We start from the raw sequence: 601 nt of genomic DNA on the forward strand, positions 1-601 counted from the left end.
GATGAGTGGCATCCAGACTCCCCACCCAGAAACACTGGCTTTAATATCAAGACCAGAAAAAAAAGCGGTGAGCTCAAAAAACAGAAAGGCGATGATGACCCAGGCGGTGACAAAATTGGTATCTTGGGCCGCTTTTTGAATCGGGTGAGAGGTCGAGTATTTATGATCTTCGGAAACGGTGGTTTGGTAGTCTTTTAACTCTTTAGTCAATGACCACAAAAGCATGCTAACAATGATGAGTATGCAGCCAATCCACTCGATGGTCATATCAGAAAGGGATAAAAGATGATTAATATCCACTTGAAACGAGCCAAGTACCGCTATTATCGTCACTGGAATGAGCAGCGCTTTCCAGAACATGCCTTGTAAATTGATGGCTTTGCTTTCGAATTTTTTCTCTGAACATTCTGCTTGGGGTAGGAGGTTCATTCGAGCATTATTCTCTGGCATTGTTTCAATCTCAGGCCTTAAGAAATCATCTCTATGCAGTTTGTTGACGGTCCACCCAGAGAGACACCCTACGACAACACCAAGAGCAATAACACTTAATCCCACTTGAGGTGTGCTCGCAATCAGCAGAAAAGCGGCATCACCCATTGTC

Annotated in this window: 1 protein-coding gene; it reads right to left on the reverse strand. The window is 44.1% G+C overall.

Annotated features, from left to right (window positions below):
• Positions 1-601: putative manganese transporter (locus tag ACP45E_RS18820; RefSeq protein ID WP_241824343.1), on the reverse strand; the 601-nt coding region annotated here is incomplete at both ends.

The organism is Vibrio genomosp. F10 str. 9ZD137, from assembly GCF_049974785.1.
GTDB lineage: Bacteria > Pseudomonadota > Gammaproteobacteria > Enterobacterales > Vibrionaceae > Vibrio.